This window comes from Micromonospora sp. CMU55-4 (assembly GCF_011602315.1).
Lineage (GTDB): Bacteria > Actinomycetota > Actinomycetes > Mycobacteriales > Micromonosporaceae > Micromonospora > Micromonospora chalcea.
The window spans coordinates 184,931-210,410 of the sequence record NZ_JAAOLH010000004.1 but is presented as its reverse complement, the minus strand read 5'-3'; the positions used below and the strand labels follow the sequence as shown (position 1 = coordinate 210,410).

Annotated in this window: 23 protein-coding genes; 9 read left to right on the top strand and 14 right to left on the bottom strand. The window is 72.0% G+C overall.

What is annotated here, in order from left to right; all coding sequences use genetic code 11:
- The first annotated feature begins 236 nt into the window (after window positions 1–236).
- Both HA073_RS09400 and HA073_RS09395 read left to right on the top strand, forming a co-directional pair.
- Window positions 237–2,519: a fibronectin type III domain-containing protein gene (locus HA073_RS09400; RefSeq protein WP_309228002.1), complete on the top strand. Its 2,283-nt coding sequence runs from the start codon at window positions 237–239 to the stop codon at window positions 2,517–2,519.
- An 11-nt stretch (window positions 2,520–2,530) separates the two neighbouring features.
- Window positions 2,531–3,241, top strand: a complete 711-nt coding sequence (locus HA073_RS09395; protein WP_233607837.1) for a hypothetical protein — start codon at window positions 2,531–2,533, stop codon at window positions 3,239–3,241.
- Between the two features lie 132 nt (window positions 3,242–3,373).
- Here the strand turns inward: HA073_RS09395 and HA073_RS09390 are convergent, their stop codons facing one another.
- The 7 genes from HA073_RS09390 to hutH are packed head-to-tail and all read right to left on the bottom strand — an operon-like array spanning window position 3,374 to window position 12,113.
- Window positions 3,374–4,654: a HAMP domain-containing sensor histidine kinase gene (locus HA073_RS09390; protein ID WP_166456169.1), complete on the bottom strand. Its 1,281-nt coding sequence runs from the start codon at window positions 4,652–4,654 to the stop codon at window positions 3,374–3,376.
- The gene (locus tag HA073_RS09385) at window positions 4,654–5,325 is read right to left on the bottom strand and encodes a response regulator transcription factor (protein WP_104112254.1); all 672 of its coding nucleotides are present in this window, start codon (window positions 5,323–5,325) and stop codon (window positions 4,654–4,656) included. Before HA073_RS09385 ends, HA073_RS09390 begins: the two co-directional genes overlap by 1 nt.
- A gap of 52 nt (window positions 5,326–5,377) precedes the next feature.
- Window positions 5,378–6,646, bottom strand: coding sequence for a cation:proton antiporter (locus tag HA073_RS09380; protein WP_064445490.1), 1,269 nt, complete (start codon window positions 6,644–6,646; stop codon window positions 5,378–5,380).
- Window positions 6,643–7,977 carry a cytochrome P450 gene (locus tag HA073_RS09375; protein ID WP_166456168.1) on the bottom strand — a complete coding sequence of 445 codons (1,335 nt, stop codon included), beginning with the start codon at window positions 7,975–7,977 and terminating at the stop codon, window positions 6,643–6,645. Before HA073_RS09375 ends, HA073_RS09380 begins: the two co-directional genes overlap by 4 nt.
- Complete coding sequence (locus HA073_RS09370; protein WP_064445489.1) at window positions 7,974–9,047, bottom strand: alpha-hydroxy acid oxidase; 1,074 nt, start codon at window positions 9,045–9,047, stop codon at window positions 7,974–7,976. Before HA073_RS09370 ends, HA073_RS09375 begins: the two co-directional genes overlap by 4 nt.
- Before the next feature lies 1 nt (window position 9,048).
- Entirely contained in the window at window positions 9,049–10,614 is a 1,566-nt protein-coding gene (locus HA073_RS09365) for an NAD(P)-binding domain-containing protein (RefSeq protein ID WP_166456167.1), read from the bottom strand.
- Between the two features lie 11 nt (window positions 10,615–10,625).
- Entirely contained in the window at window positions 10,626–12,113 is a 1,488-nt protein-coding gene (gene hutH / locus HA073_RS09360) for a histidine ammonia-lyase (RefSeq protein ID WP_043322962.1), read from the bottom strand.
- 63 nt (window positions 12,114–12,176) lie between these two features.
- Between hutH and HA073_RS09355 the strand changes: the two genes are divergently transcribed.
- The 3 genes from HA073_RS09355 to HA073_RS09345 all read left to right on the top strand — a co-directional run bounded on the left by HA073_RS09355 (window position 12,177) and on the right by HA073_RS09345 (window position 17,006).
- On the top strand, window positions 12,177–13,721 hold the full coding sequence (locus tag HA073_RS09355) for an NAD(P)-binding domain-containing protein (RefSeq protein ID WP_166456166.1): 1,545 nt from the start codon (window positions 12,177–12,179) through the stop codon (window positions 13,719–13,721).
- On the top strand, window positions 13,711–15,144 hold the full coding sequence (locus HA073_RS09350; RefSeq protein ID WP_166456165.1) for a class I adenylate-forming enzyme family protein: 1,434 nt from the start codon (window positions 13,711–13,713) through the stop codon (window positions 15,142–15,144). Before HA073_RS09355 ends, HA073_RS09350 begins: the two co-directional genes overlap by 11 nt.
- 353 nt (window positions 15,145–15,497) lie before the next feature.
- Window positions 15,498–17,006 carry a CopD family protein gene (locus HA073_RS09345; protein ID WP_338104091.1) on the top strand — a complete coding sequence of 503 codons (1,509 nt, stop codon included), beginning with the start codon at window positions 15,498–15,500 and terminating at the stop codon, window positions 17,004–17,006.
- Between the two features lie 27 nt (window positions 17,007–17,033).
- Here the strand turns inward: HA073_RS09345 and HA073_RS09340 are convergent, their stop codons facing one another.
- The 7 genes from HA073_RS09340 to HA073_RS09310 form a co-directional block, all read right to left on the bottom strand.
- Window positions 17,034–17,957 carry a M56 family metallopeptidase gene (locus HA073_RS09340; RefSeq protein WP_166456164.1) on the bottom strand — a complete coding sequence of 308 codons (924 nt, stop codon included), beginning with the start codon at window positions 17,955–17,957 and terminating at the stop codon, window positions 17,034–17,036.
- Window positions 17,954–18,316 (bottom strand): BlaI/MecI/CopY family transcriptional regulator, encoded by a 363-nt coding sequence (locus tag HA073_RS09335; protein WP_082930889.1) that lies wholly within the window; start codon window positions 18,314–18,316, stop codon window positions 17,954–17,956. The genes HA073_RS09340 and HA073_RS09335 overlap by 4 nt, the downstream gene beginning before the upstream one ends.
- An 87-nt stretch (window positions 18,317–18,403) precedes the next feature.
- A complete protein-coding gene (locus HA073_RS09330; protein WP_166456163.1) occupies window positions 18,404–19,063 on the bottom strand; it encodes a DUF305 domain-containing protein in 660 nt (219 codons plus the stop codon).
- Between the two features lie 76 nt (window positions 19,064–19,139).
- Window positions 19,140–19,553 carry a DUF6153 family protein gene (locus tag HA073_RS09325; protein WP_166456162.1) on the bottom strand — a complete coding sequence of 138 codons (414 nt, stop codon included), beginning with the start codon at window positions 19,551–19,553 and terminating at the stop codon, window positions 19,140–19,142.
- Window positions 19,554–19,663: 110 nt separating this feature from the next.
- Complete coding sequence (locus HA073_RS09320) at window positions 19,664–20,149, bottom strand: DUF3237 domain-containing protein (RefSeq protein WP_113973054.1); 486 nt, start codon at window positions 20,147–20,149, stop codon at window positions 19,664–19,666.
- Window positions 20,146–20,613 carry a MarR family winged helix-turn-helix transcriptional regulator gene (locus HA073_RS30560; protein WP_199496004.1) on the bottom strand — a complete coding sequence of 156 codons (468 nt, stop codon included), beginning with the start codon at window positions 20,611–20,613 and terminating at the stop codon, window positions 20,146–20,148. The genes HA073_RS09320 and HA073_RS30560 overlap by 4 nt, the downstream gene beginning before the upstream one ends.
- The gene (locus HA073_RS09310) at window positions 20,610–21,839 is read right to left on the bottom strand and encodes a flavin-dependent oxidoreductase (protein WP_309228009.1); all 1,230 of its coding nucleotides are present in this window, start codon (window positions 21,837–21,839) and stop codon (window positions 20,610–20,612) included. Before HA073_RS09310 ends, HA073_RS30560 begins: the two co-directional genes overlap by 4 nt.
- Before the next feature lie 238 nt (window positions 21,840–22,077).
- On the opposite strand from HA073_RS09310, the gene HA073_RS09305 reads away from it, so the two are divergent.
- From HA073_RS09305 to HA073_RS09290, 4 genes are read left to right on the top strand one after another with little or no spacing between them, the layout of a single operon-like run.
- Window positions 22,078–23,055: an ABC transporter substrate-binding protein gene (locus HA073_RS09305; protein WP_043329931.1), complete on the top strand. Its 978-nt coding sequence runs from the start codon at window positions 22,078–22,080 to the stop codon at window positions 23,053–23,055.
- 7 nt (window positions 23,056–23,062) lie between these two features.
- Window positions 23,063–23,833: an ABC transporter permease gene (locus tag HA073_RS09300; protein WP_043322952.1), complete on the top strand. Its 771-nt coding sequence runs from the start codon at window positions 23,063–23,065 to the stop codon at window positions 23,831–23,833.
- Window positions 23,830–24,645 carry an ABC transporter permease gene (locus HA073_RS09295; RefSeq protein ID WP_051610846.1) on the top strand — a complete coding sequence of 272 codons (816 nt, stop codon included), beginning with the start codon at window positions 23,830–23,832 and terminating at the stop codon, window positions 24,643–24,645. The genes HA073_RS09300 and HA073_RS09295 overlap by 4 nt, the downstream gene beginning before the upstream one ends.
- Complete coding sequence (locus tag HA073_RS09290) at window positions 24,638–25,456, top strand: ABC transporter ATP-binding protein (protein ID WP_043322950.1); 819 nt, start codon at window positions 24,638–24,640, stop codon at window positions 25,454–25,456. Before HA073_RS09295 ends, HA073_RS09290 begins: the two co-directional genes overlap by 8 nt.
- Window positions 25,457–25,480 lie beyond the last annotated feature (24 nt).

Below are 25,480 nucleotides of genomic sequence, written 5' to 3'. Positions count from 1 at the left end.
CAGCCCTCACCGCGACGGGCAACCGATTAGTGACCTCCGCTCCGGCCACGTCGCCTGGTGCGACCGGGCGACGAGGGGCCACCACGATGGACCGCGCCTTGCTAATGTCCGCCCAACCATTGATTGGCGTCATTCATACGGGGGTAGGCATGGCCAACCATGGGCACGACAGGCATTTCAGCAGATTCTTACGAGCTACGGCGCTCGCCGTCTCGCTCATCCTCCCCGTCGGCCTGGTGAGCCAGCCGGCTGCCGAGGCGACTCCGGCCGAGCAACTTCCCGCGTGCGCGGACCCGTCGGTGCCGGAGGACGTCAACCACGCCTCCATCCGGCTCGAAGGGCCGACGACCGGGACCGAGGTCGCGGTCGACGAGCACGGGAAGATCGCTCTCAGCGGCTTCCTGCACAAGAACGCCACCATGGTCGACGTCTCGGTCGGCCGGCTGACCACCACCGACATCACCCTCGGGCCGCCGCCGGCCGGTGTGTCGGACTGGTCGGCGTCGTGGACCGCCAGTCTTCGCCCGGCGGAACTGGGCGAGAACGAGGTGTGCGCCCGCGCCGAACGCGAACCCGGACGCTACGCCCGGATCCTGCGGTCCGTCACCGTGGTGGACCTGCTCCCGCCGAGCGCCGTCCCGGACCTGACCATCGGCGCGATCACGGCGACCACGGCCAAGGCGACCTGGGGCGAGGCCACGGACAACTACGGCCTTGCCGGGTACGAGATCACCGTCGACGGCGGAACCCCGCACCGGACCACCATCGGCACCCGGTCGTACTCCATCACCGGGCTGTCGCCGTCCACCAACCACACGGTTTCCGTGGTCGCCGTCGACCTGGCCGGCAACAAGTCCGCGACCCGCGCCACGGCGTCCTTCACGACGGCCGCCGCCCCGCCGCCACCGGATCCCGACGCCGACCTGGTCCTCGACCCGGAGCAGGGTGCCGCCACGGCAACATGGCATCCCGACCCCGCAACCGAGACCAGCTACCGCGCCTACCTCGACGGCCAGTTGTACGACGAGTTCTCGCTGACCCACTTCTGCCAGGACGCCGACGGCAATCCGGCGAACCCGTGCACGGCGGGTAACAGCATCGTCCTTCCGATCGGCCCCCTGGAGGAGTACACGCCGTACACGTTCCGGGTCGAGGCGCTACGCGCCGACCGCACGGTGGCCCGTGAGCTCTCCGCCGACTTCACCACCATGATCAATACGGACGAGGTGTCTCCCGCCGCCACCCAGCAGGCGGCAAGCGAAGGCTCTCAGTGCGCCGGGAGCGGCGGAGACTTCTACCTCGCTGCGGACTCGCGTACCAGTGTCACGGTGCCGGCCGGCAGCACGGAGCTGTTCCCGGGCTGCTACACCGTCTCGAACGACAGCTGCCTGGACGCCTTCCTACCGCCGTCCGGGGAGAAGCTCGTCAACTGCGCGGACAGCCTCACCCAGCTTCTCTTCTCGGCGGCACCGCCCGGCCGTGGTCCGGTGATCTCCTCGGTGGACCCGGTCCCCGGTCGCGTCTCGACGCTGTTCGATCCGGGCAATGCGACGATGCCGATCACCTGGTGCGCCCAGAACACCACCACGTGCACGCTCGTGCTGGCGCCTGCCGCGCAGGCCGTCCGGCTCGTCGCAGTCGCGCCCGCTGCCGCCGTCGGCACCTCCTGGGTCGTCGTCGCTATCTCGGGAATCGGCATCGGACTCGCGCTCTGGGCGCTGCTCGAGATCCTCTTCCCCGGTCAGATCGGCATCCACGGCATCCTCGAGTACCCGATCCGCCACGACACCGACTTCGACACGTTCGAGAACTGGGGCGCGGACGAGGGCGAGTGGTACAACAGCTTGAAGATCTACGCGGAGGTGATCAAGACGACGAAGCTGGTGGCCGACCGGGACGGCATTCCCTTCGCCTGGACCAACGCCGAGGACGGCCGGCTCAAGCGGATCATCGATGCGGCGTGCACCGCCCAGCGTGGCACCCAGGGTACGGCCGGCTGCGACAACGGCTTCGCCGTCTACGTCCCCGGTGGCGTGTCCTACGACCTCCGGCCCATGAAGGAGACCGGGACCCACATCGTGACGGCGATGGGTGACGGTGGATATCCGCAGCCACCGACGCGGGCCCAGTGGTTCTACCCGGCTCGCAGCCAGGGCGGTCGGGCCGCCATCGACGCCGGCTATCCACGCCGGTGGTTCAACACCCATTTCACGCCGAACGAGTGCACCGGGCGCGCGCCGGGAACCGTGTGCGACGAGTTCCCGTTCTGGGTGACCAACCAGGCGGTGAACCTGTCGGGCGAGCGCGCTTCCCTGAAGCCGGTTCCACCGTCGGAGTCGAGCCCGCAGGGCACCGAGATGTCGGCGTTCTTCCGCAAGTGCGAGGTCGCCGACGGAGAGCGGTTCATCGTGCTGCCGGTGAAGCCGTGGGTCGCGGCGAACGGGCCGAGCTTCGGGTTCCGGGTCAGTGAGGGCGGGGCCAGCATGTGCATGAGCCCCAAGCCGGCGGCGGCTCCCTGATGCTCGACGACATGCGCGTACTGCGTGACGCCGTCGCGGAGTACCGTGCGGCGGCGACCGCGGCCGGCCTCGACTGGCCCGAGCACGCCGAGGCGCCCGCCGGGCAGCCGCCCGGCTCGGTCTACCGCATCTTCGGCGTGGACCACGTCGCGGAGCAGCTGACCTGGTTCCAGTCACAGAACTGGCCGCCCCGGCGGCTGCTTCCCAACGGCGGCTGGATCATGCCGTGGCCGGCCGACGGGGGCGAGGAACTCGACACCCTGGCCATCTCGATCGGCACGCCGTTCCCGTGGCGGCACCAGGTGCGCTTGTTCAACTTCGAGCATCTGGTCTACACGTTCGTGCTCGCCGGCGAGTACGAGGGCGAGATCTGGCGTTACGAGTTCACCCCCGACGTCTGGGGTTCGGCTCGTGCCGCCACCAGCCTCGCCGCGCTCTTCACCGGCTGGACGAAGGGGATCGCCGCCGGCGCGGTCGTCCACGATGACCTCAACGGCTGGCTCCAGGTCAGGGAAGACGGGCAGGACGAGGTAGCCGTGCTCCGGGAACGGGTTCCCGACGTCGATTTCCTGACCTTTCCGGTGTACGTGGCGGACGAGTCACTGCTGCGGGCGCGGCAGCGCGAATGCGGGGTCGACATGGACTGCATCGAGCGGGGATTCGACTGCTACGAGGAACTGTCCGACACGGTGCGGGCCACTCGGAGGTCGCTCGGCATCTGACCCGGCACCGCGGGCCGGGGGATGCCCGGGTTCGCACCGGCGATCTCATCCGTCGCTCCGAGCGCACTGGCGGCCAGTGCGCTCGGAGCGACCACGCGGCGTCCCGGTGTGGCAATCCGTCCCGTCCGGCGATCACGTACCGGCGCCGAGCTGCCACATCCGAAGGTTCCTGATCCGCGCGGCCCGACCCGTGGTAGCCGACGATCCCGCCGTGGGAAGGCGCACCGTGAAGCGGGCTCCCCGGCCCGGATGACCCTCCGCCTCGATTGTGCCGTGGTGGCTCGTGACGACCTCCTGAAGCAGCGCCAGTCCCAGGCCGAAGCGGCGGTCTCCGGCGCCCGCGCCACGGTGGAACCGGTCGAAGATCCGCCGGGCGTCCGCCTGGTCGAAGCCCTTGCCGGTGTCGGCGATCACGAACTCCGCGGCGTTGTCCACCGCCCGCAGCGTCACGGTGATCCGGCCTCCCGCGGGGGTGTGGGCGAGCGCGTTCGCCAGCAGTTCGCCGACGACCCGGCGCAGGGCCGACTCGACACCCGGCACCGGCAGCGGGTCACCCGGGACGTCCAGGACGAGCGTGACCTGGCGCTCGGCTGCCCGGTCACCCTCGGCGGCGACTGTCGTACCGATCAGCGCGGTGAGGTCGACCGGCGGGTCCGGCTCCCGGTCGGCGGGCGCGGCGGCGAGCCGGGCGGAGAGCAGCAGGTCGTCGACGATCTCGCCGAGCCGGCGCGTGGTGCCGATCAGCCGTTCCAGGTCGTCCAGGTTCGTGGCGGCGCCGTCGTTGCGTGCCCGGCGCGCGATCAGCTGGGCCCGGGTGTGCACCTGGGCGATCGGCGTCCTCAGCTCGTGGCTGGCGTCCGCGACGAAGCGGCGCTGCCGGGTCAGCGCCTCCGCGAGCGGCGCGACGGCACGGCGGCCGACGAGCACACCGGTGAGCACGGCGGCGAGCAGCCCGGCCGCCGCCGCGAGACTGAACGCGAGCAGGAGGTGCCGGCGGTCGGAGAGCTGGAAGCGGGCGTCGAACACCGCCTGGACGACGGTGTCGCCGCGCGCCTCGGTGCGTACGTGGTACGTGGTGCCGTTACGCGCGACGGTGGTGATCTCGGTGGTCCGGTTCGCCGCCACGGTGGCCAGCGTGTCGTGCAACGGGAAGCCCGGTGGCGGCGGGTTCGCGCCGGTGCGCACGGTGGCGCCGTCGTACCGGAAGATCCAACTGCATGCGGGCGGCCCGGCGATCGTCCCGTGTTCCGTGCCCCACGCCAGCTCACGCTGGATCTGCGCCTCCTGGCCGCGGACCAGGACCGCGTAGGAGATGCCACCGGCCAGCAGGAGCAGGCCGCCGATGGTGAGGCCGACGAGCAGGCCGATCCGTAGCCGGGCCCGTCTGACGATCGCCTTCTCGACCGCCTCCATCAGAGGGTCCCGAGGCGGTAGCCGAGACCGTGCACGGTGCGTACCACCGCGCGGCCGAGCTTGCGCCGCAGGTAGTAGACGTATGTGTCCACTATCGATGCGCCGGCAGCCTCCTCGAAGACCTTGCGACGCAGCACGGCTCGCGGATGGACGGCGTTCGGCCGGGCCGCCAGCACCCGCAGCAGCTCGAACTCGCGGGTGGACAGCGCCACCCGGGTGCCGTCGGGCAGCACCGCCTCGCGCGGTCCCAGGTCGAGTCGCCCCGCGCCGATGCGCAGCACGTCGGTCGGCTCGGGCCGGCGCCGGCACAGCGCCCGGACCCGGGCGCTCAGTTCGTCGAGGTCGAACGGTTTGACCAGGTAGTCGTCGGCGCCCGCGTCCAGCCCGGCGATCCGGTCGTCGACGGTGCCGAGGGCGGTGAGCATCAGGGTCCGGGCCGGGACCGCCCGGGCGCGCAGGCGGGTGACCAGGTCGAGGCCGTCGAGCGCCGGCAGCATCCGGTCGATGACCATCACGTCGTACGGGCGGGTCAGCCCGAGATGCAGCCCGCGCTGGCCGTCGAAGGCCTGGTCGACCAGGTAACCTTCGTGGCCGAGCGTCTCGGTGAGCATCTCGGTCAGATCCGCGTCGTCCTCGACCAGCAACAGCCGGTTCGATGTTCCGCCCCGCATATGTTAACGATCTCATAGATGGTTGACGATGGAAGCGTCAGTACTTGCCTCTTCAACTATCTGAAACCGCCAGCGCGGGCGTCCGTACGCCGTCGGGCTGCCGCGCCTCCCGGCGCTCGATCCAGCTCAGCGCCGGCGTCGTCATCAGCGTGGTGACAAGCGCGACCAGCACCAGCACGGTGAACAGGGCGGGGCTCACGATGCCCGCCTCCAGCCCGACGTTCAGCGCGATGAGCTGCATCAGGCCACGGGCGTTCATCAGCGCGCCGACCCGCATCGCGACGCTCGACGGCTCACCCCGCAGCCGGGCCGCCGCCCAGCAGGCGCCGAACTTGCCGGCGATCGCCGCCGTCACGCAGGCCAGCGCGAACAACAGCACCGGCGGCGAGGCGAGCAGGCCGAACTCCGTACGCAGGCCCGAGTAGGTGAAGAACAACGGCAGGAAGAGCGTCGCGGCGACCGGTGTGAGCGTGTCCACCACCTTGTCGGTGTTGTCGGTGCGGGGCATCACCACGCCGACCGCGAACGCGCCGAAGACCGCGTACAGCCCGATCTCGTCGGTGTACCAGGCGACCAGGAACAGCAGGGCGACGGTGCCGAGCAGCCGGGCGCGGTCGTTGAGGGCCCGGTGGGTCATCAGCGTGGCGGCGGCCGTACGCCCGCCGAACCAGAGCACCAGCCCGAACAGGACCGCTCCGCCCGCGGTGACGATCGCCGGACCGGCCCGGCCGGACGCGACCGCCAGCACGGCGGCCAGCATGATCCAGGCGACCACGTCGTCGATCGCGCCGCTGGCCAGGGCGAGCGTGCCGTGCCGGGTGCCGGCGTGCCCTTTCTCGGTGATGATCCGGGCCAGCATCGGGAACGCGGTGATGGCCAGGGCGACGCCGACGAACGCGGCCGAGACCCCGAGTGACGTCCCGTCGGCCTGGATCGGCACAACGCCCGCCGTCACCAGCACCAGCAGCGCCCCCAGCAGCAGCGGCGCGGTGACTCCGGCCAGCGAGATCACGCCGGCGGTGCCGGCGAGCCCGGTGACCCGATGGCTGCTGAACGCGTACCCGGCCTGGAACATGAACAGCACCAGGCCGACCTGACCCACGATGTAGAGGACCGGGAGCAGGGGTGCCGGGAACAGGGCGTTCTGCACGTCCGGCAGGAGGAGCCCGAGCAGCGACGGGCCGAGCAGTACGCCGGCGAGCATCTCGCTGACCACGGCGGGCTGGCCCGCCTTGCCGAGCAGCCACGCGACCCCTTTGCAGAAGATCAGGATCACCGTGACCGCGATGAAGAACCGTGGCGCCAGCTCCGTTGGTGTCATCGGACAGCCCTCTCGAAGTAGTCGGTGCACAACCGCTGCCGGCGGGCGTCGACCACCATCCAGGTGCCGAACACCAGTTGCCGGATACTGCGGCCCACGTCGGCCCACCGGTCCCGCGACCGCATCGCGGCCAGCCGCAGCCGCCCCGGCGGGGGGCTCCCGACCGGTGTCAGATACGCCGGGCCCCGGCTGGGCAGCGACCGGGTGTGTGAGACGGAGGAGGTCAGCACGTAGCGGCGCAGCACCTCGCGGGTCGCGGCGCGCATCATCACCGGCGCGACGCCGCGGGCCGGGCAGGCGCGGTTCGCGGTGACCCCGTACGGGATGAAGTGCGCGTCGCCGCGCTTGAGCGTCAACCACCGGTCCGGGTCGAACCGGTCGTCACCGGCGGCCCCACCGCGGTGGAACGCCAGGTAGTTGAAGAGCAGCACCGTTCCGGCCGGCAGCGACACGCCGGTGGGCAGCGCGATCGGCGCCGAGGTGATCCGGTGCGCGACGCCGAAGAGCGGGTGCACCCGCAGCGTCTCGTCGATCACCCGGTCCAGCGCGTCGTCACCGTCCAGCCCGCGCTGCACGTCGGGGTGCGTGGCGAGGGCGAGCAGCACGTGCGCCATCGCCTCGGACATCTGCACCACGGCGGTGTTGAAGAACGCGCCCTGGAGATACCAGGCCGTCTCCTGGGCGGTGAACGGCGGCGGCAGCGTCACCGGGCAGGTGCCCGCCTCGATCCGGTCGCGCAGATACCCGGTCAGCCGCTCGCGCCGCCGCATGTGCCGCAGTCCGGTGCACTTCAGCCCGCTGACCACGTCGTCGGCGTTGGCGACGATCAGCGCCCGCGCGTGCGGCGGGCACGCCTCGCCGAAGACGAGCTCGTAGTAGACCTCGGCCCAGACCGGCATCATCAGGTCGCGCAGCCGGACGTGGCTGGTCCGGTCGGCCGGCAACCGATCGAGCACCCGCCGGGTGGCGGCGGTGGCGAGAGCGTCGCAGCGCTCGCGGCGTACCGCGAGCACCCGCCGGGTCGTGGCGGCGACGGTGCGGTAGCGCTCCCCCGGCTCCAGATGTTCCTGGTGCATGTGCGGTCCGGGCGCCAACCAGTACCAGAACAGGTCCGACAGCCCGGCCCCGCGGCTGCGTCCGTCCGCCGCAGGATCGGCGTACACCCGCTCGAAGTGCTCCATGCCGACGACGGGGCCCGGCACCGGAACGCCTTCGACACCGTTGACTCTGACGAACACCCACTCCCGCAGCCGGACCACGGTGCGGGGCAGCCAGTACGGCACGGTCCACCCGATCCCGGCCAGGACCAGCAGGACGATCAGGGCGCTCATCCGCACGCCACCGTGGCGACCAGGTCGTCGCGCAGGTCGGCCGGCCCGGTGACGCCGGCCAGCGTCAGCGTCCGGTCGAGGTCGGCGTGGAGCAGGTCGAGCACGTGGCGTACCCCGGCGGCGCCGCCCACCGCGAGCCCCCACAGCACCGGGCGGCCGACCAGCACCGCGCTCGCGCCGAGCGCCAGCGCCACCAGGACGTCGGCGCCCCGGCGGACACCGCCGTCGAGCAGCACCGGCAGCCGCCCGCCGACGGCCTCGACCACCGCGGGCAGCGCGTCCAGGGTGGCCAGCGCGCCGTCGAGCTGCCGGCCCCCGTGGTTGGAGACCAGCAGACCGTCGAGACCGTACGAGACGGCCAGCGCCGCGTCCGCCGGATGCAGCACCCCCTTCAGCAGGATCGGCAGCGCGGTGATCTCGCGCAGCCGGGCGATCCGGGCCCAGTCCAGCCCGGCGTCCATCTCGATGTCCCGCACCCGGCCGGTCGCGTCGCGCATGTTCTCGCAGCTCAGCCCGGCCGGCAGGTCGACGAAGCCGTGCCGCAGGTCGCGTTCGCGCCGGCCGAACACGGGCGAGTCGACGGTGACGACCAGAGCGCTGCACCCGGCCGCCTCCGCCCGCCGTACCACCGATGCGGTGAAGTCGAGGTCCGGCTGCGGGTACAGCTGGAACCAGAGCGGCCCGCCCGCGGCGGCGATCTCCTCGACCGGGCGGGTGGCCGCCATGCTGACCACCATGATCGTGCCCGCCTCGGTGGCGGCGCGGGCGGTGGCCACCTCGCCCTCGGGGTGGGCCAGCCGGTGGAACGCGGTCGGCGCGATCAGCACCGGCATCGAGATCCGGCTGCCGAACAGGGAGACCCGCAGGTCGCGCCGGGCGGCGCCGCGCAGGACGCGGGGCACCAGGTAGCGCCGGGCGAAGGCCGCCTCGTTGGCGCGCACCGTACGTTCCTCGCCGGCTCCGCCGGAGAAGAAGTCCCAGTGCACCGGGTCCAGGCGGCCCCGCGCGTCGGCGGCCAGCTCGGCCAGGTTCAGCGCCGGACCGTCCAGCGCCGCGTCGAGCGGGCGCATCTCAGCTCTCGGCACTGCTCAGGCAGCTGTCGACGAACGCGACGAGCGGCGCGACATGGGTCTCCGGCCGGTCCCACCGGTTCTCCAGGTTCTCCGCCAGGTGGTGGGTGGCGACGACCCGGCCCGCCCGGTGCTGGCGGACGACCGGATGCAGGTAGGCGGCGTCGTGGGCCTGGCCGGCGACGTCCTGGGCGACCCGGTTGACGGTGACGTCGAACGGGTCCACCTGGTCGTGCTCGGGACCGTACTCCAGGGTGACCACGAAGGCGTGCTCGTAGTCGTGGTCGGGGGTACGCAGGCCGGTGCCGGTGAAGTACTCGACGGGCACCTCCTCGTGGTAGCGCGCGTCGGACCCGGCGACGGTGACCACGTCGGCGAGGAAACCGAACTGCTGCCACAGCGCGGAGGTGCGGTTGACCCGCGCGACGACGGCGTCGGCGATCAGCTCCCCGGTGGCGTCCAGCTTCTCCGCCGGCCACGGCGTGTCCCCGTACCGCCGTTCCAGGATCCGGTGCAGCGCCCGGACGGCGTACCGGAAACCGTGGATGAAGCCGCTCGTCGAGCGTTTGAAGTCCCGCTCCTGGCTGATCGTGCCGGCGAAGTAGAGGCCGGGCACGTTCACCGACTCCCACTCCGCGGTCTGCGCCGGAAAGCGGTCCCGGATGGCGAGTTGCGGACGGCAGGTGTCGTCGAAGATGGACGCGTCGAAGGCGAACCCGGTGCAGGCGAGCACCCGGTCGTACCGCAGCTCCTTGACCACCTCGTCGGCGCGGGAGAACGAGAAGGTCACAGTGAAGCCGTCGCCGTCGCGCTCGATGCGCTTGACGTCGCCGTCGAGGATCGCGTTCGCCGACTTCAGCTGGTAGGTGTCCAGGAAGTTGTTGTTCACCGCGCGCAGGTGTCCCACGTAGTGCGTGCGCCAGGCCATCCGGATCGAACTCGGCCCGGCCACGTGGATCAGCGTGGTGGTCTCCATCAGGTTGTCCGCGGTCTCGAACGCGGAGTTCCCCTTGCCGATGATCAGCACCTTCTGGTCCAGGTAGTCGCGCGGGTCGACGGACATCTCCGCGTACTGCTCGGCGAGTTCCAGGCCCGGGATCTCCGGCCGGTACGGCTGCGAGACGCCGGTGGCGACGACGAGCCGTCGCGCCCGGAACACCTCCTCCCCCGCCCGGACCTCGAACACCCCGTCGACCTTGCCGACCGACGTCACGCGGCAGCCGTACCGGACACGCGCCCCCGTCCTCGCGGCGAAGTCGGCCAGGTAGCGGACCATCACGTCGGCGTCGGGGAAGTACCGCTCGGTGTAGCCGGTGAACCGCAGCGCCGGGTCGTCGCTGAGCAGCGAGTTCCAGTCCAGCCGCAGGTTCAGCTCCGGATCGTCGGAGCCGGTGTGCGGCTTGTTGATGGAGATCAGTTGCCGGTGGCGGGGGAAGGTGGCGAAGAACGCCCCCGGTATCCCCGCCTGTTCCAGGACCAGATAGTCGCGCTTGCCGTCGGCCTCCAGCAGGGCCGCGAGCTGCAGGCCGGCCGGTCCGGCTCCGACGATCAGGTAGTCAAGCGTCATGTGCGTCCACCTCAGGAGAAGGAAACGGAGAAATCGGCGATCACATCGGCGGCGCGCCGAACGTCGGCGTCCAGCGGCCGGTCCGGGTCGATCGGCGGTACGACAGCGGCCACCGCGGCCAGCGCCTCGGCACAGCCGGGCGCGGTCGGCGCACGCGCGCCGACGTACGCCGCCTGGCGCAGTCCCACCGCGAGCGATCCGACGATCAGGTGCAGCAGCCGGGTCTGGTCCAGCGCCCGCAGCGCGGCCTGGGTGCCGAGCGGGACGACGTCCTGGTTGTGCAGGTTGGTCGGCACGCTCTGCATGCTCGCGGGCATGGTGTCCCGGCGGATCTCGGTGATCAGGGCGGTCGCCGCCAGTTGCACGCCCTGGAGCCCGTGCTGCTGTCCCGGGCCGGCGGCCAGCATCGGCGGCAGGCCGCCGTTGCGGTTCGGGTCGACGAGCAGATCCAGTTGCCGTTCGGCGAGGTTGCCGACCTGCGCCACGACCATCGACAGCACGTCGGCGGCGAACGCGGCCGGCTGCCCGAAGAAGTTGCCGCCGTGCACGACGAGGTCCTCGTCGGGAAAGAACAGCGGGTTGTCGGTCACGCTCGCGAGGTCGGCCCCGACAACGGCGTCGACGTAGCGCAGCGCGTCCTCGGCCGCGCCGAGCAGTTGCGGCGCGCACCTGATGCTGTACGGCTCCTGCAACGGGCGCGCCCCGGACGCGACGATCCCGGCGCCGACCCGCCGCATCCGCGCGCCCACGTCGACCGCGCCCGGATGGCCGTACGCGGCCAGCAGCCGGGCGTCGAGGAACTGCGTGTCGCTGCCCAGCAGATCGGCGAGCAGGCAGGTGAGCACCTGGACCGCCCGGTGCGCGCAGCGGGCCGCGTCCAGCGCCAGCGCCGTCGCCGCGGTGGTCAGCGACGTGCCGTTGACCAGGGCGAGCGCGTCCCGCCCGTCCAGCGGCAGCGGTTCCAGGCCGGCCCGCTGCAGCGCCTCGGCCGCCGGTAGCCGTACCCCGTCCAGGTAGGCGTGCCCACGGCCCCGTAACGCCTGGGCGGCGGCGCCCAGCGGGATCAGGTCACCGCTGGCGCCGACCGAACCCAGCCGGGGCACCGCGGGGACGAACGTGGTCGCGAGCATCGCCGCGAGCGCGTCGATGACGTGCGGCGAGACCCCCGACGCGCCCCGGGCCAGCGACGCGGCCCGCAGCAGCAGTGTCGCGCGGACCACCTCCGGGTCGAGTTCCGGGCCCTGCCCCGCGCCGAGGTGGGCGAGCGTGTTGTCGGCCTGGTCGCGCAGGTCGGCGCGGCCCGCGTACCCGACGAGAGCGCCGAAGCCGGTGGTCGCGCCGTACACCGCGCGGTCGTCGCCGAGCACCGCGGACAGGAAGGTACGGGCGGCCGTGACGCGCTCCCTGGCCTGTGCTCCGACCACGACCTTGACCGGGTCACGGGCGGCACGGAGGTCGGCGATCCGCAGTGGGACATCGAGGTCCACCTCTGTCGTCATGCGATCGCACCCTAGAGACGAATTCTCAGAACGCTCTGAGATCGAGTCGCTACGTTGCGGCGCATGACGGTCGACTATCTGATCATCGGAGCCGGACCGGCCGGGTTGCAGCTCGCTCACCTGCTGGAGCGCGACGGCCGCGACTACCTGGTCCTGGAGGCCGGCCCGGCGCCGGGCACGTTCTTCACCACCTACCCCCGGCACCGGCAACTCATCTCGATCAACAAGGTCTGGACCGGGTCCGACGATCCGGAGTTCAACCTGCGCGCGGACTGGAACTCGCTGCTCACCGACGATCCGGCGCTGCTGTTCAAGAACTACAGCCGCCGGTACTTCCCGGACGCGGCCGACCTGGTGCGCTACCTCGCCGACTTCGCACGCGGCCTCCGGGTCAGATACGACATCCGGGTCACCCGGATCGCGCGCGACGGCGACCTGTTCACCGTCGACGCCGGCGACGACACCCTCACCGCCCGCCGGGTGGTCGTCGCCACCGGCGTGTCCCAGCTGTACGTCCCGCCGATCGAGGGCGCCGCGCTCGCCGAGCGGTACGACACGGTCAGCGTCGACCCGGACGACTTCACGAACCAGCGCGTCCTCATCATCGGCAAGGGCAACTCGGCCTTCGAGACCGCTGACGCCCTGGTCGAGACGGCCGCTGTCATCCACGTCGCCGGCCCGCACTCGATCAAGCTGGCGTGGCAGTCGCACTACGTCGGGCACCTGCGAGCGGTGAACAACAACTTCCTCGACACGTACCAGCTCAAGTCGCAGAACGCGGTCCTCGACGGCGTCGTCGAGCGGATCGCCCGGCGCGACGACGGCGGCTACCGGATCGACTTCCGGTACGCCCGCACGGTCGAGGCGATCCGGCAGATCGACTACGACCGGGTCATCCTCTGCACCGGATTCCGGTTCGACGCGAGCATCTTCGACCCGTCCGCCCGGCCACGGCTGGTCATCAACGACCGCTTCCCCGAGCAGACCCCGGCGTACGAGTCGGTGAACGTGCCCGGCCTCTACTTCGCCGGCACCCTCACCCAGCAGCGCGACTTCAAGCGCTCGACGAACGGGTTCATCCACGGCTTCCGGTACGGCGTGCGGGCCCTGCACCGGATCCTCGGCGCCCGCCACCACGACACCCCGTGGCCGGCCACGCCGCTGGAACCCACCCCGGAGGCGATCGCCGACGCGGTCATCGCCCGGATCAACCGCACCTCGGCGCTGTGGCAACAGTTCGCGGTCCTCGGCGACGTCGTCGTCGTCGACGGCGACACCGCGCGCTACCACGAGGAGGTGCCCGTCGCGTACGTGCACGACGGCGGCCTGGGCCCGGAGCCGTTCGCGTTCGTGGTCACCCTGGAGTACGGGCCGGACCACGACCAGGTCGACCCGTTCGACGTCACGGTGCCCCGGATCGCCGAGAACGACGCCGCGCACGCGCACGACGCCAGCTACCTGCACCCGGTCGTCCGGGTCCACCGCGGCGGCCGGGTCGTCGCCACGCACCACCTCGCGGAGAACCTCGAGAACCACTGGAATCTGCCGGACGTGCACCACCAGCCGCTCGTGCTCTTCGTCAAGGGCGTGCTCTCCGATGCCGGCTGAGGTCTGGCCGCAGCCCGTGCTGGACCTGCTCGCCACCGGTGACGACCGGCCGGTCTTCGAGGACGGCGACCGGAGGGTCACCACGGCCCAGATGTACCGGCTGGTCCGTCGCATCGCCGCCGGGCTCCGGGCCGCGGGGGCCGGCCCCGGCGTCGGGGTGGCCCTGCGGCTCGGCGTCACCGCGGAGGCGTTCGCGGCGATCATCGCGGCGTTCGCGGTCGGCGCCCGGGTATCCGGAATCCGCCCCGACCTGACACCGGCCCACAGCGCCTGGCAACTCGGCGAGAACACGCTGCTGGTCGACGACGCCCGGGTCGCCGAGTTGGCGGGCACCCCCGACGACGGAAGGCCGCTGATCGCCGCCGGTCGCCCGGACGACGTCGCCCGGATCGTCTGGACCAGCGGCAGCACCGGCAGCCCGAAGGGCTGCGCGCAGACGTACGCGGCGATGAGCGCGGCCTGGGCCCCGTACCCGGACCGGTGGCCCCCGGCGGTCGCCGACCTCGCCACCCGGCTCCAGCGTTACCTGGTCTTCGGCTCGCTGAGCAGCCAGGTGATGCTGGAGTACGGCATCCTCACCCTGGCTGCGGGCGGCACCCTCGTCGCGGCCCGGCCCCCGGGCTTCCCCGGCATGATCGCCCGGCACCGGGCGACCGCCAGCGTCATCACCGTGGGCAAGCTGTACCAGCTCGTGCGCGACCAGCGCGCCGATCCGGTCGACCTGAGCAGCCTGCGGGCCCTGCTGGTGTCCGGCTCCCCACTCCCACCGGGCCGGCTGGCCGAGGCGCTCGACGTGCTCGGCCCCGTCGTCTTCCACGGCTACGGCCAGACCGAGACCGGGATGATCACGATGGTGACGCCGACCGAGATGCTGGCGTCCCCGGCCGCGCTCGCCTCGGTCGGCCGCCCACCGGCGGTGACCGCGCTGTCCATCCGGGACGCCGACGGCCGGCCCGCCACCGAGGGGGAACTGTTCGTACGGACACCGGCGCAGGCCACCGCCTACTGGGGCGACCCGGCCGAGACCGCCGACGTGTTCGTCGACGGCTGGGTGCGCACCCGCGACCTGGCCCGGCTCGCCGGCGACGGCTATCTGCACCTGCTCGGCCGGATCCGGGACGTCATCATCGTGCATGCCAACCTGGTGTACGCCGGCCCGATCGAGCGGGTGCTCGCCGCCGATCCCACGGTCGCCGAGGCGTACGTCGTCGGCCGTCCCGACGACGTCACCGGGGAGGCGGTGCACGCGTACGTGGTGCCGGCCGCCGGTCACGACATCGATGCCGGGCGGCTGCGTGCCGTGGTGACGGAGGCGCTAGGCGAATCGTCGGCACCGAAGACGATCCAGGCCATCGAGCGGGTTCCGGTGGCGGCGAGCGGCAAGCCGGACAAGCGCGCCCTGGCGTACCCGGCACCCACATGACCTTCACCGGTCGTCACCGTCGGCGCGCTCCTGCTCGGGTACGCGCTGATCGTGCCGTGGATCTACGCGGGAGCGCAGGCCTGAGGCCCGGAACGCAAACCACCTAGGTGACGCGGTAGGCGGTGTAGCGCACCCGGTCGGCCTCGCGGATCGCCGACGCCACGAAGACGCACTGCTCCGTTGACCAGGCCAGCTCTCTACTACCAACTGCTAGTAGTTCCCTTAGGATGGCGACCGCATCAGGTCGGAGCGATGGGCGCCGGCTCCACGCCTCCTCGACGAAGGGATCAGCGGTGCCTTTCCCGGGGCGTCATCGGTCACCGGCGCGCGGCGCGGCACGGTGGGTGCTGCTGGTGTGGCTGGCGTGCTGTCCCGCCGTGTTCGTGGTGCTCGGGTTCGCGTCGCCCGCCGCCGCGCACTTCAAGCTGCTCAAGGTCGTACCGGCGGACGGCACGCGCGTGGACGCCGCGGTCGCGGAGATCCGGCTGACGTTCAGCGCCCCCGGCACGCCCACCGCGGCCGGCTTCCGGCTCTCCCGCGAGGGTGCGGCCGTTCCGGTGACCACTCACACCCCCGACGGGGGCCGTACCTGGCTGGTCCACCCCTCCGCCGCGTTGACCGACGGGGAGTTCACGCTGCGCTGGAGCGTGGCCGCCCCGGACGCCCATCCCCTGACCGGCGATGTCACGTTCACCGTGGTCCCGGCCGACGCGCCACCGGGCGCGACGGCCACCCCCCGGCCCACGGCCGGTTCGCACGGGCACACCGGTCACGGTGGACCGGCCGTTCCGTCGGCGTCCCCACCGGCCCATTCCGCTGGGCACGCGGTGGGTCACACGGCTGACGCCGACCAGGGTTCGGTGCGGTTCGTCGGCACGGCGGGGCGGTGGCTGTCCTACGGGGCGATCCTGCTCGGTGTGGGTGGTCTGGTCTTCGCGCTGACCACACTGGTGGGTACGCGCAGCGACATCCGGCTGGTCCAGGTCTGGGTACGCGTCGCCGGGCTGACGGTGGCGGCCGGTGTGGTGCTCGAACTGGCGGCCCTGGCGGCCGTGTTCGGCGGGGGCGGTCTCACCTCGGCGGTCAGCGTACCGGCGCTGACCGCGCTCGGCCGTACGCCGGTGGCCGCCGGGCTGGGCCTGCGGTTCGCCGGTGCGGCCGGGTTACTCGTGGCCGGTTCCCTGGAGGCGGCGCTGATCCGGGGCCGGCACGCGGTCGGGCGGCACGCCGTGGCGACGGTCGCCGCGATCCCGACCGCCCCTCGTCCCCTGGTCGTGCCGCCCGCCGGTGACGTGAGCGGCGGCGAGGCGCAGCGGATACGCGCGCGAGCGGTCCGGCCGGTGCTCCTCGGTGTCACAGTGGCGCTGCTGCTCGGTTCGTTCCTGTTCGACGGGCACACCGTCACCGCGGGACCGCGGATGATCGTCGTGGCGGCGGACGTCGCGCACACGTTCGCCGCGGCGGTGTGGGTCGGCGGGGTTCTGCTCCTGGCGGCGTTGCTGTTCGGGCGTGCGCGTCTCGGTGTGCCGACGGGCGCCGCCGAGATGGCGGTGCGATTCTCCGTTCCGGCCAGCGCCGCCGTGGCGTTGACGGGTGTCGCAGGCGTCGCACTGACAGTGGCGATCCTGGACCGGCCCGGTCACCTGGTGAGCACCGGTTGGGGACGGGTGCTCCTGGTCAAGGTCGCGTTGGTGGCGGTCGTGGCCGTCGTCGGGCTTTACAACAGCAGGCGGGTGGTGCCCCGGCTGGACGACCCCACCCCGGACGGGATGCGTCGCCTGCGCCGCACGGTGCTGGCGGAGGCGGTGTTGATGGTGGCTGTCCTGCTGGCCACCGCGATCCTGGTCAACACCGGCACGTAGGCCGCGACGCCCGGGTGGTCCCGGGGTCTACAGGCAGAACAGGATGCCGGTGACCACACCGGCGCCCAGCGGGGCCGCCAGGGTGGTCGAGGCGAGCACGGCACGGGCGAGCAGGTTACGGCGGTGCGGGCGGTGCCCCTGGAGGCGCTGCAGCCGGATGGCCACATCGGCACCGGCCATCGACAGCGCGGACGGCGGGTGCGGCGCGCCGGCGAAGGTCAGCAGCGCGTCGCGGACGGCGGTCGGGCCGCACTCGCGGACGGCGGCGGCGTCGGCGCGCAGTTCGACGAGCAGGCGCACGGCCGCGGGCGCCTGGCGGGTCAGGGGCAGCCACGGTACGGCGGCGGCGAGCCCTTCCACGGCGGCCACCAGGAGGTGGTGACGCTCCCGCAGGTGTGCCCGCTCATGGCTGAGCACCGCGGCGAGCTGCTCGGCCGGCAGGTCACCGGCGGCGCTGGCCAGCACCGTCAGCCCGCCGGATCCGCCGAGGCTGTAGGCCATCGGGGTCGGGTGAGGGATCCACAGCACCGCCGCCTCGCCGCGCTCCGGCGGGTCGGCGGCGAGCGTGAGCAGGTCGGCGTGGGCGCGGCGGGCACGGCGGGCGCGCAGCGCCCGGCGGGTGCAGGTCGCCGTGAACCGGGCGAGCACGGCCAGCAGGAGCAGCGCGCCGGTCGCCCCGACGATCTCGTCGACGGCGGGCGGCCGGCTGGGTTGCGCCCAGTGCCAGCAGATGCGGGCGAGATCGTGCAGCGCCCACTGCCGGGTGCTGCCCGGCGCGAGGAGCATCACGGTGGCGAGGACGAAGGTGGCGAACACCGCGACGATCAGGCCGAGCCAGCCGAGCAGCATCGCGACGGGGTCGGCGACGTGCCGGAAGCACAGCCGCAACGCGGCGGGGCCACACCAGGCGACCATCGCCGCGCCGGTGACGAGGGCGAGCGCGAGGCTCACTTCCCGGACTCCCGCTCGTCCAGGACCTGCCGCAGGATGTGCAGCTCGCGGTCGGAGGCGGATCGGGCGAAGTGCAGGAGCACCAGGTCGGGGTGGGTGCTCGTCTCGACGACCCGGCGCAGTGTCCGCGCGATGATCTCCTCGCGGGTACCGGCGGCACGGTAGCGGTAGGCCTTGCCGTCCTTCTCCCGTACGGCCCAGCCCTTGCGGTGCAGGTTGTCCAGCACGGTCAGAACCGTCGTGTACGCCAGGACCCGGTCGGTGGTCACCGCGTCGAGGACGTCGCGCACGAGCACGGGCTCGGGCGCACGCCACAGGACGTCCATCACTGCCGATTCGAGTCGGCCCAGTTCCGCCACGCGCTCTCCCTTCGTGCCGGTCAGGGTACGTCAGGTGTCGTGGCGGTGCGGCCGGTCCCGACGCCAGGGCCGGCCGCACCCGGTCGCCTACAGGCGGTCGAGGATCTTCTGCAGGGTCTGCACCTCGGCGGCCTGATCCGAGGCGATCCTGGCGGCCAGCGCCTTGGCCTCGGGGTTGCTCCCGTCGGCCTGTTCGGTCCTGGCCATGTCGATGGCACCCTTGTGGTGGGCGATCATCATCTCGGCGAACATCTTGTCGAAGGCAGCGCCATTCGCCGCGGCGAGGTCCTTCATCTGCTGCTCGGACAGCATGCCGGGCATCCCCGAGTCCATCCCCGGCATGCCGTGCCCGGGCGTGGCGCTCATGCCGGGCATGCTGTGGTCGCTGGGCAGGTCCGTGGGCTTGCCCCAGGCCGTGAGCCACCCCTTCATGGTGGCGATCTCCGGATCCTGCGCCGCCTTGATCTTGGCAGCCAGGGCCTTCAGTTCGGGGTCGTTCGCGCGCGTCGGGGCCAGGTCGGCCATCGTCACCGCCTGCTGGTGGTGCGGGATCATCATCTGGGCGAACATCACGTCCGCGTCGTTGACGGTGGCGTCGGCCGAGGGCGAGGCGCCCGCTGCGGAACTGCTGCCGGTGCCGTGCGTCATGCCGCCGGTGTCGTCCGCGCCGCCGCAGGCGGCGGTGCCGAGCAGGGCGGACAGGGCGACGCCCGCGAGGGCGGCGCGGCGCAGGATGGTCGGTTTCATCAGTACGTGGTCCTTGTCGTGAGGTGTTCCGGAACGGAGTCGTCGGGTCCGGGCGAGACGCCGGACCGTGCTCTCCTCACGTCCGCAGGACCGTTACGGCTCGCAGTCGCAGCCCGATGGTCGGGCGGGGTGGGCCCCGGTCCGGGCGGTTCACCCGGGACCAGGGGCCAGTCGGTGTGCCGGCGCCCCGGTGGCGTCGGCGCAACAGGGCCAGGACGCCGAGGACCAGGGCGCCACCCAGCACCGCCAGGCACACGGTGAACGCGTGCGTCCCGTCGCGGTGCCCGGGCGAGCCGTCCGGTCCGTGTGCGGCGTCAGGCGCGGCGGCGATCTCGTGGGCGGCGCCGGCGTCGTGGCCGGTGCTTCCGTGTGCGGCGCTCGCGTGGGCGGCGTCGGGTCCGGCCGGGTGGCCGAAGGTGTGCATGCCGAACACCCCGAACGCCACGGCGACGAACAACGCCAGCCGCAGCAGGGGGTGAGTGCGTCCCATCCCACCCCCTCCGCAGGCTCGAGCATCTACTACAGGCGCATAGTAGATGGGATAGCACAGGGGCCGGGCACGGGGAGGGCGATCGCGCACAACCCGCCGCCCGGGACCACCTAGGTGACGCGGTAGGCGGTGTAGCGCACCCGGTCGGCCTCGCGGATCGCCGACGCCACGAAGATCGACTGCTCCAGCGCGGCCAGCGCGGGCACCGACGTCTCCAGTCGTACGCCCAGGCGGAAGTAGTACTCGGCGGGGTCGACCGCGTCGCCGCGCAACAACGCCGCGAGGATCTCCGGGCGGCCGCTGCGGACGCCGAACGTCCGGAGGTAGACGTGGCCGCCGTCGGCGGTGCGCGCCGAGTAGCGCGTGTCGATCTCGATCGCGCCGTCGGGGCGGACCAGCTGCCAGTCGGCGCCGCCGGGCAGGATGTCGGCGTCGAACAGGCCGGTGACCCGGCCGCCGACGACAGGCACCACGCGCCGGTGGCCCGCGCGGGTCACCCCGTGGTCCTCCAGCACGCCGAGCCGCACCTCCACGTCGAACGCGGCCTCCAGTCCGGGCACCGCCGGGGCGCTGACCGCGGGTCGGCGCGTACTCATGGGGTGTCCTTGGTGTCCGCGAGCGCGTCGCGCAGGCGCTCCAGCGCGGGCACCGCGGCGGCGAGGGCCGCGCGGTCCGCCGCCGACAGGGTGGCCGCGGCGCGGGCGACCAGGTCTCCGCTCGCGAGGTCGAAGCGGTCGAACAGGTCGAGGGCCTTCGGGGTGGCCAGGACGTCGACGTGGCGGTGGTTGCCGGGACGGGGGCGGCGCTCGACCAGGCCGTTGCCCGCCATGGTGGTGAGCAGGTTGCTGACCGTCGAGCGGCTCAGGCGGAGTCGTTCGGCCAGCTCACCGGGGCCGGACACGGTGCCGCGGGGCAGTGCCCGCACGATCTCGATCTGCGCGTCCGGGATCTCCGGCAGGTGCTCGGCGGCCCGGGCCGCGGCGAGCAGCGTGCGGCGCAGCGGTGAGATGACCGAGGCCAGGCGTGCCGCGTCCAGTTCGGCCGATTCGGGGCCGGTCACGGCAGGACACCGGAGAAGACCGTCGGCGTCAGGGAGGCACGTTCGTTGAGATCGGCGGGCAGGAAGCCGGCCGCCTTCTTGTAGCCGGTGGCGATCTCGGTGAGCTCCTCCGGCGGGATGACGTCGTGGATGTGCGCGAACCCGTCCGGCGCGCGCTCGCGGGCGAGCACCATCACCTGCTCCGGGCCCTGCCGCCGGTTGCTCAGCACGAGCGCGGTGGTCGCCGGCCGCCGGTCCGCCTCGTAGGCGTCCAGCGCCGCCGGGACCGTCGTCGCGGTGGCGAGGTGGAAGGCGAGGGTACGCGCGTCCAGGATCGCCTGCGACGCCCCGTTGGAGCCGTTCGGGTACATCGGGTGTGCCGCGTCTCCGAGCAGTGTCGTGTTCCCGTGGGTCCACGTGTCGATGGGGTCGCGGTCCACCATGGGGTATTCGAGGATCTCGTCGGCGGCGGCCAGCAGTTCCGGCACGTCGAGCCACGCGAAACGCCAGTCCGCGAAGAGCGCGACGACGGGCGCGGGGTCGACGGTCCGGTTCCAGTCCGCGTTGGGCCCGGCGAAGCCGGGGCCGCGCCGCTCGGCCACGACGTTGATCACGCCGGGACCGATCGGGTACGCGACGAACTTCTGCTCCGCGTCCCCCGCCATGATCATGGTTCGCCCGTCCAGGAATCCGGGTGCCCGGGCCGTCCCCCGCCACAGCGTCAGCCCGTTCCAGAGCGGCTCACCCTCGTCGGGCTGATGTTGCCGGCGCAGCGCGGAGTGGATGCCGTCCGCGCCGACGATCAGGTCGGCCGCGACGTTCACCTCTCCCGCTGCCGTGGCGAAGCGCGCGACGCCGTCGTGGACGCCGACGAGCCGGTGCCCGGTGCGCACCACGTCGGCGCCCAGCCGTTCCCGCACCACGGCGAGCAGTTCCATCTGGAACCGGCCGCGGTGCACGGAAAGCTGCGGCCAGCGATATCCGGCGTCCAGTCCGCGCGGCTCGCTCCAGATCTGCTGACCGTGCCGGTTGCAGTAAGCCAGTGTGCCGGGTGCGGCGCCCAGCCTTTCCACGCGTTCTCCGAGACCCAATTCGGTCAGCTCTCGGACGGCGTGCGGAAGCAGATTGATCCCGACGCCGAGTGGGCGCAGCGCGTCGGCGCGCTCATAGACGGCGATGTCACGGAAGCCGGCCCGGTGCAGGCTGAGCGCGGTGGTGAGGCCACCGATACCAGCGCCCACGATCACGATCGCCAAGTCGTCGCCCCCTCCGCCACCGCACAGTTTGGTCACAAAATCGTCGTTCGTCAAGACGCATTGTCATCGAGGTCGGACCGCTTCGGGCGCAATGCGAGTCGCCTTATCAGAATTCTTGACAATCAATCAACTCTGCACGACGCTGATCGACGCGGTCGGATGGTTCACCTCTGTTCGCCGGCCCCCACTCCTCCGGATGCACCAGCGCTTCGCACGGAAGGGCTCGTCCATGAAGAAGGTCACCGCCCTGGCTGTTCTCGCCAGCGTCGCGATCGCCCTGACCGGCTGCACCGACTCCGACGCCACCGATCCGTCCCCCGGGTCCAGCGGCGAGCTGCGCAAGGTCCGCGTGGCGGCGCTGCCCATCAGCGAGACCGCCGCGCTGTGGGGCGGCATCAAGGCGGGCATCTTCCGGGAGCAGGGGCTCGACGTGGAAGTGGTGCCCGCACAGGGCGGGGCCCAGGCCATCCCGGCCCTGATCAACGGCGACATCGACTTCGCCATCGGTCAGCCGTTCGGCCCGTTCCGGGCCGACCTGCAGAACCTCGGCGTGGTGATCATCGGCAACTACGCGTCGTCCTACGCCGACGGTGACGACATCAACGCCGTGCTGGCGTCGGCGAAATCCGGCATCACCCGGCCGTCCCAGCTCGCCGGGCGCAAGGTGTCGGTGAACAGCCTGGGCGCCGCCGGCGACGTCACGATCATGGCGGCGGTCGAGAAGGACGGCGGCGACCCCACCAAGGTCAAGTTCGTCGAGGTGGCCTTCCCGGACGCGCCCGCCCAGCTCGCCGCCGGCAACATCGACGCCGCCTGGGTGACCGAGCCGTTCATCACCCAGATGCGCAAGCGCGGCGACGTGCTCGTGGTCGCTCCGTACCAGGCCACCGTCCCCGGACTCACCACCCTGACGACGATCACGTCGAGCAAGCTGAAGGACTCCGACGCCGCCCTGGTCGCGGACTTCTCGGCGGCGATGAAGAAGACGCTCGCCTGGGCCAAGGATCCGGCCAACGAGAAGGATCTGCGCCAGGCCATCAAGGACAACCTCGAACTGCCGGAGGCGGTGGCGGACTCCGTGCGGCTCCCGGCGTTCGGATGGGAGCTCGACCGGGCCGGCCTGGAGCAACTGGCGACGCTCGCCCAGAAGTACCGCGTACTCGACCGGCGCCCCGACTTCGACCGCCTCATCCAGCAGCAGCAGTAGCCGGCCGATGCGCAAGATCCTGCTGGGCGCCGTCGGCCTGCTGGGGTTCCTCGTCGTCTGGCAACTGATCCCGGCGCTGGGGCTGGTCGACCCGGACTACCTGCCGTACCCCACCGACGTGTTCGGACGGCTGGCCCAGGAGGTCCGCGACCTGGCGTTCTGGCGTCGGGTCCGGCTCACCATGACGTCGTGGGCGATCGGTCTGACGGTGGCGACGCTCGCGGCGGTCGCGCTGGGCACCGTGGTCGGGATGGTGCCGTTCCTGCGTCGCGCGACCCACACGACAGTCGAGTTCCTGCGACCGGTGCCGTCGGTCGCGCTGATCCCGCTGGCCGTGCTGATGTTCGGCCTGCAGATGCGCGCCGCTCTCGTCATCATCGTCTACGCGGCGTTCTGGCAGGTGTTCGTGCAGGTGATCTACGGCGTCGCCGACGTCGACAGCGTCGCCCGGGACACCGCGCGGAGTTTCGGCCTCACCCGCGCCGAGCGGCTGCGCTACCTCATCCTGCCGACCGCTCTGCCGTACCTGATGACCGGCCTGCGCCTCGGCGCGGCGGTCGCGCTCATCCTGGCCGTCACCGCCGAGATGGTGATCGGCAACCCCGGCCTCGGTCGGATGATCGAGCTGTCCCGCTCCGCCGGTGACGCCGTCGGCCTGTACGGCCTCGTCGTGGTCACCGGGATGCTCGGCCTGCTGGTGAACGTCGTGTTCCGCTTCGTCGAACGCCGCTCGCTGGCCTGGCACCAGTCGGTGCTCGCGGACGAGGCGGCCCGATGACCGCCGTCGGCGCGGCAAAGGCCCGCCCTCGTGACCTGGGCGTCAGGGTCGCCGAGAACCTCCTGTTCGCGGTCGGCCTTCCGATCCTGGCCGTGGGCCTCTGGGCGGTCTGGTCCACCCGGTCGACGAGCCGGTTCCTCGTCGGCCCCGGCACGCTCCTCGACGCGTTCCGGCAGACCTGGATCGGCCCGGCGTTCGTCGAGGACGTCCTGCCGAGCGTGTACCGGCTCCTGATCGGCCTGTTCGCGTCGATCCTGCTCGGCGTCGCCGCCGGCGTCGTCATCGGCCGGCTCCGCCCGCTACGCGAGATGCTCGAACCGCTGCTGGAGTTCTTCCGCGCGATTCCGCCGCCGGTGCTGATCCCGGTCGCGATGCTCCTGCTCGGCATCACCGACACCATGAAGGTCGTCGTCATCACCTCCGGCGCGATCTGGCCGATCCTGCTGAACACGATCGAAGGCGTCCGGTCGACCGACAGCGTGATGCTGGAGACCGCGCGCTCGTTCCGGATCTCGCGGTGGGACCGGCTGTGGCTGCTGATCCTCCCGGCGGCGAGTCCGCGCATCATGACCGGCGTACGGCAGGCGCTCTCGGTGGCCCTGATCCTCATGGTCATCTCGGAGATGTTCGCGTCGTCGGCGGGCCTCGGCTACCGGATCGCCTACTTCCAGCGGAACTACCTCATCGCCGAGATGTGGAGCGGCATCCTCCTGCTCGGCCTCATCGGCGTCTTCCTCGCCGTGGCCTTCGGTGTCGTCGAACGCCGCGTCCTGCGCTGGTACCACGGAATGAAGGAGATCACCCGTGCCTGACGGGACCCCCCTGTTGCGGGTCGAGCACCTGCGGAAGGTCTACGCCTCCGGCCGGGGCGAGGTCGAGGCGATCGGGGATCTCAGCTTCACCATGGATCCCGGTGAGCTGCTGTGCGTCGTCGGTCCCTCCGGCTGCGGCAAGACCACGCTCCTGAAATGCCTCGCCGGACTGCTGCGGCCCACCAGCGGCCTGGTCGAGATGGAGGGCTCGCCGGTGACCGGGCCGAGCCCGGCGATGGCCGTGGTCTTCCAGGAGTACGGCCGCAGCCTCTACCCGTGGCTGACCGTCCGCGGCAACGTGGAGCTTCCGCTCCGCCACAAGAAGCTCTCCCGCGCCGAACGCGCCCGGCTGGTCGCCGACGCCCTCGACGCGGTCGGGCTGCCGCAGTCGGCGCGCAGCCACCCGTGGCAACTCTCCGGCGGAATGCAGCAACGGGTGGCGATCGCCCGCGCCATCGCGTACCAGCCGGACGTGCTGATCATGGACGAGCCGTTCGCCGCGGTGGACGCGCAGACCCGCGCGGACCTGGAGGACCTCGTCCGCGAACTGCACCTGACCCGGGGGATCTCCACCGTCTTCGTGACGCACGACATCGACGAGTCCGTCTACCTGGGCCAGCGCGTGCTCGTCCTGTCGAACTCACCGACCCGGGTCCAGGAGGACCTGGTGATCGACCTCCCGGCGGAACGCGATCAGCTCACCACCCGGGCCCTGCCCCGGTTCACCGAACTGCGGACCCACGTCTACGAGCAGATCCAGCGGGCCAAGCGCGGGCCGGTGGTCCCGTCCTCGCGGGCCCACCGGCCATAGTCGCATCGATCACCGCGGATCTAT

Excerpts from the sequence above, each read along its gene's own strand:
- HA073_RS09395 (WP_233607837.1), top strand. The coding sequence starts at position 2,531 with ATGCGCGTACTGCGTGACGCCGTCGCGGAGTACCGTGCGGCGGCGACC.
- HA073_RS09390 (WP_166456169.1), bottom strand. The coding sequence starts at position 4,654 with ATGGAGGCGGTCGAGAAGGCGATCGTCAGACGGGCCCGGCTACGGATC.
- HA073_RS09385 (WP_104112254.1), bottom strand. The coding sequence starts at position 5,325 with ATGCGGGGCGGAACATCGAACCGGCTGTTGCTGGTCGAGGACGACGCG.
- HA073_RS09380 (WP_064445490.1), bottom strand. The coding sequence starts at position 6,646 with ATGACACCAACGGAGCTGGCGCCACGGTTCTTCATCGCGGTCACGGTG.
- HA073_RS09375 (WP_166456168.1), bottom strand. The coding sequence starts at position 7,977 with ATGAGCGCCCTGATCGTCCTGCTGGTCCTGGCCGGGATCGGGTGGACC.
- HA073_RS09370 (WP_064445489.1), bottom strand. The coding sequence starts at position 9,047 with ATGCGCCCGCTCGACGCGGCGCTGGACGGTCCGGCGCTGAACCTGGCC.
- HA073_RS09365 (WP_166456167.1), bottom strand. The coding sequence starts at position 10,614 with ATGACGCTTGACTACCTGATCGTCGGAGCCGGACCGGCCGGCCTGCAG.
- hutH (WP_043322962.1), bottom strand. The coding sequence starts at position 12,113 with ATGACGACAGAGGTGGACCTCGATGTCCCACTGCGGATCGCCGACCTC.
- HA073_RS09355 (WP_166456166.1), top strand. The coding sequence starts at position 12,177 with ATGACGGTCGACTATCTGATCATCGGAGCCGGACCGGCCGGGTTGCAG.
- HA073_RS09350 (WP_166456165.1), top strand. The coding sequence starts at position 13,711 with ATGCCGGCTGAGGTCTGGCCGCAGCCCGTGCTGGACCTGCTCGCCACC.
- HA073_RS09330 (WP_166456163.1), bottom strand. The coding sequence starts at position 19,063 with ATGAAACCGACCATCCTGCGCCGCGCCGCCCTCGCGGGCGTCGCCCTG.
- HA073_RS09325 (WP_166456162.1), bottom strand. The coding sequence starts at position 19,553 with ATGGGACGCACTCACCCCCTGCTGCGGCTGGCGTTGTTCGTCGCCGTG.
- HA073_RS09320 (WP_113973054.1), bottom strand. The coding sequence starts at position 20,149 with ATGAGTACGCGCCGACCCGCGGTCAGCGCCCCGGCGGTGCCCGGACTG.
- HA073_RS09305 (WP_043329931.1), top strand. The coding sequence starts at position 22,078 with ATGAAGAAGGTCACCGCCCTGGCTGTTCTCGCCAGCGTCGCGATCGCC.
- HA073_RS09300 (WP_043322952.1), top strand. The coding sequence starts at position 23,063 with ATGCGCAAGATCCTGCTGGGCGCCGTCGGCCTGCTGGGGTTCCTCGTC.
- HA073_RS09295 (WP_051610846.1), top strand. The coding sequence starts at position 23,830 with ATGACCGCCGTCGGCGCGGCAAAGGCCCGCCCTCGTGACCTGGGCGTC.